This is a genomic window from Ruegeria sp. P8, from assembly GCF_056534665.1.
Window position 1 is genome coordinate 67,027 of sequence record NZ_JBQERC010000005.1, and the last position, 8,073, is coordinate 75,099.

The 8,073-nt window shown below is 55.9% G+C and carries 9 protein-coding genes; 2 read left to right on the forward strand and 7 right to left on the reverse strand.

From position 1 onward, the window contains the following. Positions 1-169: 169 nt before the first annotated feature. The 3 genes from ACR0BZ_RS09120 to hslU form a co-directional block, all read right to left on the reverse strand. Positions 170-1,450 (reverse strand): glycosyltransferase family 4 protein, encoded by a 1,281-nt coding sequence (locus ACR0BZ_RS09120; protein WP_480624777.1) that lies wholly within the window; start codon positions 1,448-1,450, stop codon positions 170-172. A gap of 53 nt (positions 1,451-1,503) precedes the next feature. Continuing rightward, positions 1,504-2,922 (reverse strand): mannose-1-phosphate guanylyltransferase/mannose-6-phosphate isomerase, encoded by a 1,419-nt coding sequence (locus tag ACR0BZ_RS09125; RefSeq protein WP_480920057.1) that lies wholly within the window; start codon positions 2,920-2,922, stop codon positions 1,504-1,506. A gap of 262 nt (positions 2,923-3,184) precedes the next feature. Then, positions 3,185-4,492, reverse strand: coding sequence for an ATP-dependent protease ATPase subunit HslU (gene hslU, locus ACR0BZ_RS09130; RefSeq protein WP_480559150.1), 1,308 nt, complete (start codon positions 4,490-4,492; stop codon positions 3,185-3,187). Between the two features lie 191 nt (positions 4,493-4,683). On the opposite strand from hslU, the gene ACR0BZ_RS09135 reads away from it, so the two are divergent. After that, positions 4,684-5,925, forward strand: coding sequence for an MFS transporter (locus ACR0BZ_RS09135; protein ID WP_480920058.1), 1,242 nt, complete (start codon positions 4,684-4,686; stop codon positions 5,923-5,925). On the opposite strand, the gene hslV is transcribed toward ACR0BZ_RS09135, so the two are convergent. Beyond that, positions 5,917-6,474, reverse strand: a complete 558-nt coding sequence (gene hslV, locus ACR0BZ_RS09140; protein ID WP_480474424.1) for an ATP-dependent protease subunit HslV — start codon at positions 6,472-6,474, stop codon at positions 5,917-5,919. The two genes, ACR0BZ_RS09135 and hslV, sit on opposite strands and share 9 nt — an antisense overlap. 197 nt (positions 6,475-6,671) lie before the next feature. On the opposite strand from hslV, the gene ACR0BZ_RS09145 reads away from it, so the two are divergent. Then, positions 6,672-6,866, forward strand: a complete 195-nt coding sequence (locus tag ACR0BZ_RS09145) for a DUF1127 domain-containing protein (protein WP_209505251.1) — start codon at positions 6,672-6,674, stop codon at positions 6,864-6,866. Positions 6,867-6,928: 62 nt separating this feature from the next. On the opposite strand, the gene ACR0BZ_RS09150 is transcribed toward ACR0BZ_RS09145, so the two are convergent. The 3 genes from ACR0BZ_RS09150 to trxA form a co-directional block, all read right to left on the reverse strand. Next, complete coding sequence (locus tag ACR0BZ_RS09150) at positions 6,929-7,291, reverse strand: Lin0512 family protein (protein ID WP_480482586.1); 363 nt, start codon at positions 7,289-7,291, stop codon at positions 6,929-6,931. Further along, positions 7,288-7,638 carry a Lin0512 family protein gene (locus ACR0BZ_RS09155; protein WP_480506841.1) on the reverse strand — a complete coding sequence of 117 codons (351 nt, stop codon included), beginning with the start codon at positions 7,636-7,638 and terminating at the stop codon, positions 7,288-7,290. The genes ACR0BZ_RS09150 and ACR0BZ_RS09155 overlap by 4 nt, the downstream gene beginning before the upstream one ends. Positions 7,639-7,711: 73 nt before the next feature. Further along, positions 7,712-8,032 (reverse strand): thioredoxin, encoded by a 321-nt coding sequence (gene trxA / locus ACR0BZ_RS09160; RefSeq protein ID WP_209505247.1) that lies wholly within the window; start codon positions 8,030-8,032, stop codon positions 7,712-7,714. Between the last annotated feature and the right edge of the window lie 41 nt (positions 8,033-8,073).

An 8,073-nucleotide genomic window follows, 5' to 3' on the forward strand; every position in this document is an offset into this window, starting at 1 on the left:
GACGGCGAGTGTGGCGTCTGCCTGACAGAATGCCGAGTAATGCTGAGACCTGCGCGCAGCGCCGAGGTCGATTGGACCAAAACCACGTGACATTTTAGAGGGGAATTGCCAGGCATGACAGTCCTTTCAAAGTTTATGGGCTCTATTGCCGGGATGGGTAACGGTCCCGTTAGTCCAGTCTTTGCAATACCGCTCGCACGTCCGCTGCAACGTTCGACCAAGTGCGAAGCTGCGGTTTATGCGCAGCAATGCGTGCGCGAAGGTTCTGAGCGAACTCCGGATCTGTCAGCAGCCTTGTGATATGGTTTGCAAGTTGATCAGGCCGATCTGGATCGAAATAGACACCAAGATCTCCGCACACTTCTTTCAGAACCGCCGCAGTAGAGCAAAGCGCTGGTGTACCGAACCACAAGGCTTCACCGGCGGGTAAACCCCAGCCCTCCATTCGGCTAGGCATGACAAGTGCCAAAGCATTCTTGTACAGGTTTACAAGGTCTGTCTGATTGGGGTTCTCGCGGAAGACCACGTGCTCACGGATCGTTGTGCATTCGTCTGATTGCAGATAGGTGCTTGTTTTGTGACGCAACGCCCCTGCCAGAACCAAAGTGGGTACGTCTTTCCCGTCACGCTTCAGAATGCGCAATGCTTCGAATACGACATCCAGGTTCTTGCGGCCCAGCATCGATCCAACTGTCATGATATATGGATTATCCGGAATATCTTGCTCGGATTGCTCGGTTCCCTCGGGGCATTCATGAACCAAGGGGACTGCGTAGACCTCTGGCGCTTCCGGCAGAACACCTTTTTCGGAGAAGTCCAGAACTTCCTGTCGCGTAAATTCGGAGTTTGTTAACAGCGCCTTGGCGCGGGAAACCAGCAGTTGGTTATCCCCTATGAAGTTGCGCGGGAAACTTGCCAGCTGGTGTTCAAAATCGTGCATGGGGATCATGTCATGCAGCAATGGAATGATATCGCAAGACACCCCTTTACGATCCAGAGTGCACAGGATTTCAACGATCAACTTGGGCCGCCCACAACTCACCAACGTCTTTCCAGACATGTCGATGGGCGTCATGTCTGGGGCTATCGCCTCCCAGGCTTTGCGGTTTCTGCGCCCGACCAGCGGTCTGACGGCCGCCAGCACCAGATCCCTCATAATTGACTTGGTGTAGTGGTGACTGCGAACGCGCAATTGCCGGATACCGATTGGAACGTTCAGGTCAACGCCACCATCTGCTCGTATGGTTGGGAATACTTCTAGAAGTTCATTATGACCCTGCGAGAAAACGGCGAATCTGACGGACGCGTCCTGTTTTCTGAGCTCAGCGCCAATCTCGGCAACGACCCTGGCGATCCCGTAATAACGCAGCTTACCGGTCGAGGCTAAAAGCACCTCGGTCAGGTCATAGACAACCTGCCGCTTCTTGGCTGCATTGAGATCGTTTTCCATTTCCGTTTTCCTTCGGCCACCCGGTCAGTCTAAAGCGGTTATCCAACCGTGTCCTAGACCCTGGAATAGACGTCCTCATAGCGGATGATGTCATCTTCGCCCAGATAGCTTCCGGTCTGCACTTCGATCAGCACCATTGGAACCTTGCCTGGGTTTTCCATGCGATGCACAGCGCCAAGCGGAATGTATACGGACTGGTTTTCAGTGACCAGCTTGACGTCGTCATCGACGGTCACCTTCGCGGTTCCCTCAACAACAATCCAGTGTTCGGACCGGTGGTGATGGCTTTGTAGCGATAGTGCTGCGCCGGGGTGTACATGAATACGCTTGACCTGAAAACGTCCGCCAACCACCAGGCTTTCAAACCAACCCCACGGGCGGAAATCCTTGGGAAAAATGGTGGCCTGGCTTGCGCCCTTGACTTTGAGCGCCTCGACAGCCTTCTTCACGTCTTGCGCACGGGATTTGTCCGCCACCAAAACCGCGTCGGATGTAGCCACAGCGATTATGTCCTTCAGGCCGATGCCGACCACTTCCAAATTACCCGCCTCAGAACGCAAAAGCGTGTCATTACAGTCTATTGAGGTCGCATTACCTGTGGCCACAACTCCGTTGTCATCCGGTCCTGCCTCACGCCAAACCGAACCCCAGTCACCCAGGTCAGACCAGCCAGCAGAAAATGGAACAACGCTCAGGTTGTCGGCCTTTTCCATCACCGCATAGTCGATCGAGATATCTTCGGCCTGCTTCCAGGCCTCTGGGTCCAGCCGTAGAAAACCCAAATCCGTTTTGGCAGCTTCGCAAGCGGCCCGGACCGGAGCCATCAGTGTCGGGGCGTGGGTTTCAAAAGCGGCGATGACGTCACACGCCCTGAAAAGGAAAATGCCACCATTCCACAGATGCTTGCCGTCGGCCAGCATCGCAGAGGCGGTTTCAACATCTGGTTTCTCGACAAAGCTGTCGAGTTTGACAGGAGCGGTGCCCTCCGGTGCTCCAGCCAGTTTAAGATAGCCATAGCCGGTCTCGGGCCGATCCGGTGTTATCCCAAAGGTCACCAACTGCCCGGCTTGGGCTGCTGGAACACCTGCAGCCACGGCTGCACGAAAGGCGTCAGCATCAGGTACAACATGGTCGGAGGGCTGAACCAGCAATAGGGCTTCGGGGTCGGACTTTGCCACATGGAGGGCTGCCGCCAGAACCGCCGGCGCGGTGTTGCGCCCCTCAGGTTCAATCAGAATCGTGCCTGGATCAATGCCAGCCGCCTGCAATTGTTCAGTCACGATAAACCGGAAATCAGATCCGGTCACCACTACTGGTGCATCATAGTCCGACCCTGATACGCGCCGGGCCGAGGATTGAAACAGGGCCTCGTCCCCGGTGATCGCTGTAAACTGCTTGGGATAGGATTTCCGGGACAGCGGCCAAAGACGGGTGCCAGAACCACCGCAAAGAAGAACAGGAGTGATGGACACGATCAGATAACCTTTGCCAATAAATGCAAGTGCCTAGTGTCAACTTAAGGGCGCAATTTCAAGGTTGTTCCACTACCACTGGGTACGTTTTGGCGAAAAAACGCTAAACACCTGCCCCCTGAGACCGCATTGTCCAGGCATTTCGGCCTCAATTTCCCAGTTGAGGTTCGATCGCCACGTGCCTCCAACGTGGCGTGCCTCAGACAAACCGCCACGCTTCCAGTTGGCAAAAGGGAAAAGCGGCAGTATCGGACCCGAGCTGCTACAAAACGTAACGGCTCAAATCTGCTGATTTGGTCAATTCACCCAGATTGTCGTCCACGAATTGTGCGTCGACAGTTATTTCTGTTCCGGCCCTGTCTGGTGCAGTGAATGACAGCTCTTCAAAGACCCGCTCCATGACAGTGTAAAGCCGCCGCGCACCAATGTTTTCAATGCTCTGGTTCACCTCGGCTGCGATCCGTGCCAAGGCGGCAATACCATCTTCGGTAAACCCAACCGTGACCTCTTCAGTGGCCATGAGGGCTGTATACTGCCGGGTTAGTGCGTTGTCGGTTTCAGTCAGGATGCGCACGAAGTCTTCCTCGGTCAGCGCACGCAGCTCTACCCGGATGGGCAGGCGGCCTTGCAGCTCGGGCAAAAGGTCTGACGGTTTGGCGATATGGAACGCACCGGATGCGATGAACAGGATGTGGTCGGTTTTCACCGGACCATGCTTTGTCGAGACGGTTGTACCTTCGATCAGGGGCAGCAGGTCGCGCTGCACCCCTTCGCGACTTACATCACCGCCACGCGCTTCTGTGCGGGCACAGACCTTGTCAATCTCGTCCAGAAAAACGATGCCATTCTGTTCCACCGATTCCAATGCGGTGCGGGTGACCGTCTCATCGTCCAGCAGCTTGTCTGCCTCTTCTCCGATCAGTACGTCATAGCTTTCGGCGACAGTCAGACGTTTCCTGACAGTGCGCCCGGCAAACGCCTTGCCAAAGATATCGCCCAGATTCATCATCCCCATCTGACTGCCAGGCTGTCCTGGGATATCGAACATCGGCATTGGGTTTGAACTGTCCGCGACGTCCAGTTCGATGACCGTTTCATCCAGTTCACCCGCCTTGAGCTTTTTGCGGAACATCTCTCGTGTGCCTTCACGGGCATCCGTACCAGCGATGGCGTCAATCACGCGGTCTTCGGCGGCCTGATAGGCTTTGGCCTTGACGTCTTCGCGCATGAATTCCCGTGTTTGCAGAATGGCGGCATCGGCCAGATCGCGGATGATTTGTTCCACGTCGCGGCCGACATAGCCAACCTCGGTGAACTTCGTGGCTTCGACCTTGATAAAGGGTGCGCGCGCCAGCTTGGCCAGACGGCGGCTGATCTCGGTCTTGCCGACACCGGTGGGGCCGATCATCAGGATATTCTTTGGATACACCTCTTCGCGAATATCGTCCGGCAACTGCTTGCGGCGCCAGCGGTTGCGCAGGGCAACGGCCACAGCGCGCTTGGCATCCTTTTGCCCGATAATGAATCGATCCAGTTCCGAAACAATCTCGCGCGGGGTCAGGTCGGTCAAAGGGCAATCCTCTCGGTCGTATTTGCGTGATGCGGTCTAGGTAATCATGGCTTTGACGAAAACAAGCAAACCGCGGGTCTTGGCCGCGTTGGTTAACAATGCCTCATGCGGTTTGCAAATCCTTTGCTTGGGGAAAACACGAACCCTCTGTTACGGTTGCGTCAGGGTTACGAGCGTCAGGAGCATACAGAATGACGAAGATTGCCAAGATTACCCTGTTGTTTGTGGTGTTTGTGGATCTGATTGGGCAAGGTCTGGTCTTTCCCATCATCAATTCGCTGATCATGGAAACGAGCTCGGGTTTTCTGCCGGAAAGCACGCCAGTGGGCCGTAGGCATTTTTACTACGGTCTGGTGATCGGATGCTTTTTCCTGTCGTGGTTTCTGGGTGTTGTTTATGTCTCGAAAGTGTCTGACTCGATCGGGCGAAAGAATGCGTTGCTGGTCTGCCTTGGGGGGGCGTTGGCCGGATATGCGCTGACCATTGTGGCGCTTTATCTCAATAACCTGCTTCTGCTGATCGTCGGCCGTTCGATTACCGGGTTCACTGCGGGCAATCAGCCCATCGCGCAGGCAGCGATGATCGATGGCAGCACTGACGCGTCTGACCGGGACCGAAACATGGGCTACATCGTGACAGGTGTCAGCTTTGGCCTTGTCGGCGGGCCGATCATCGGCGCAGTTTTGTCGGATTCGGCGCTGTTTGGCGGCTTTGCCACGCTGAAAACCCCGTTCTATGGCGCGTTCGTGTTGGTTCTGGTGGCGATATTTCTGGTGCTTCTGTTTTTCAAGGACACCCGAACCAGGCGCGAGCCCTTTGTGTTTCGTCCCCGCGATATTACCGACAGCCTGATCGCAGTTGGCGAACACCCGCTGGTTCTGAAAATCCTGCCGGTTTATTCGTTTTTCATGATCGCCAATGTCACATTCTACGTGTTTGTCGACAATTTCCTGACCAGCGCATTCGGGTATGGGGTCATCGGGGGCAGCGTGGCGATGGTTGTCATCGGTGTGGCGTTGGCCTTTTCCAGTACGTTCCTGGTGAAGCCTGCCCAGGAAAGGTTCAGCAAACACGCGATCATTTACACGTCGCTTGTGGTGATGGTCATTTGCGGGTTTGCCTTTGCCTTCAGCCCAAGCGGTGTATTCAGCTATGTCCCCGTGTTTTTCTTCTATTTCCTGTTCGGCATCGCCTATCCAACGCTGTTGGGCCTGTTCTCCTCAAGCGTGAGCGAGGCGGATCAGGGCTGGGCCATGGGCGTGGCCACCGCCGTGTTCTGTCTTGCGGGGGGGATCATGTCATTGATCGGTGGCGGGTTGATGAGCATCGATATCCGCGTGCCCTATTACATCGTGATCGTAGCGGCGGTCCTGGGGCTGGTCGGCATGCACCGTCGATGGAAAGGCAAAGAGATCAAGGCGCTTTTAGCCTGAGATCGTCTCAACCGTCAGGTTGCCATTGGTGTAGACGCAGATATCTGCTGCGATGGCCATGGATTGCCGGGCGATGTCTTCTGCGGATTTGTCGCTGTCCATCATGGCACGCGCGGCGGCCAGAGCGAAATTGCCTCCCGACCCGATGGCAGCCACATTGTGTTCGGGTTCCAGAACGTCCCCTGCCCCGGTGATGACAAGAAGATCTCTGCCGTCTGTCACGATCAGCATCGCCTCAAGCTTTTGCAGATACTTGTCGGTGCGCCAGTCCTTGGCGAGTTCAACCGAGGCGCGGGCCAGTTGACCGGGCGTAGCCTCAAGCTTGGCTTCGAGCCGTTCCAGCAATGTGAAGGCATCCGCTGTCGATCCGGCAAAACCTGCCACGACCTCGAACCCTCCGGGAGACAGGCGGCGCACCTTGCGCGCAGTGCCCTTGATCACGGTTTGACCCAGACTCACCTGACCGTCGCCGGCAATGACGACATGACCGTCCTTCTTGACGCCAATGATCGTTGTGCCGTGCCAACCGGGAAAGTCGTTATCTGCCATGATCGTCTCCGCTTTTGCTGGCGGTATATATGGGCCGGACCGGTTGTTGGCGCAACCCATTGCCAAACTGCCCAAAAGATATGCAAAAAATGCAATTCGGGGTTACCGGACCAGCAATTGTGAGTCCGGCCAAGCGGTACTAGATGAGGCTCACAACCGACGACGGGTCGGCTGTTTCTTCAATAAGGACTGCGCACATGGCAACTACAGCTAATATTCATGCGCCGCTCGGAGCAGCTACCATCCTGCACGTGGCGGACGTTTTCATCAATGCATTCGACAATGTTGTCGCATGGAATGAAGCCCGTAAAACACGGAACCTTCTGTCGGAACTCAGCGACACGCAGCTGGACGATATCGGTCTGAGCCGCGCGGATATCGCTAAAATCTGATCCAACCGACAGATCGTCAAACCGAACCAGCCGCCCGGATTTCCGAGCGGCTTTTTCGTTGCTCAGCCCTGGGCGTATTTCCCGGCAAGATCGGGTAAAAAGGCCTCGACCGCGGCAGTTGCAATGACGTGCAGAGTGCCAGCTTCTTCATCGGCGATATCCATACCACCTTTAACCGCGCGAACCTCGGCCCGGCCCCGTGGCAAGTCGACAGCAACCAACTCGCAATTCACCTGTTCCGGATTCTGAACGCCGATTGTCACGCGCACGCGCATTTCGTTGTGATCGATCCCCAGTTTTGAAAACAGCGTGATGGATGAATGATGCAGCGCGTCCTGAACCGCGCGGCGGGCTGCTTTGGTATAATCCTGACCATAAAGGTCATTGCCGGTGCCCATTTCCAGGATGATCCGCTTTTCACTCATTGCGCAGGGTCCATGTCGAAAGAAACGATCAGTGCGGCGTTGGCGATGACCGTGTGGCCGTCGCCATGCGGTTTTTCGATGTCCAGCCCACCCTTTGTGACAGTAATGTTGGGCTGGCCATAAGGGAAAACGGCTTTGAGGGCGTCTGTATCCACTTGATCCGGCTGCTGCACGCCGATCTCGGCATCGATGATCATCACCTCTTTCGGGAAACCAAACAGCTCGGCCATATTGACCGAGTTGTGCCACAGCGCGTCTCTGATCGCCCGCAGCGACGCCTCGGTATAGTCCATCCGGCGCAGGGATGTGCCCATCCCGAACTCTACAAGAACGCGCGTTTTTGCCATTGGCTTCCCCGCTGCTTCAACAAAAAAGGCGCCCCGATCTGAGACGCCTTTCGAACAATCTGTTATCGCCAGATCAGATGGATTCGTCGATCCAGCTTTGCAGCGCGGCTTTGGGGGCAGCGCCTGCGCGATTCGATACAACCTGACCGTCCTTGAAGATGAACAGCGCCGGGATGCCGCGCACGCCCATGGCGGCGGCAGAGTTCGGGTTGTTGTCCACGTCCACCTTGGCGATCTTGACCTTGCCGCCATATTCAGCGGCCAGCTCTTCCAGTGCCGGACCAATCTGCTTACAGGGTCCGCACCATTCGGCCCAGAAATCCACTACAACTGGAACGTCCGAGTTCTTGACTTCGGCGTCAAAGGTTTCGTCGGTGACGGCTACGGTCGACATATTATGTCTCCTGAATGAAATGCGCTTGGGCTGTGAAGGTA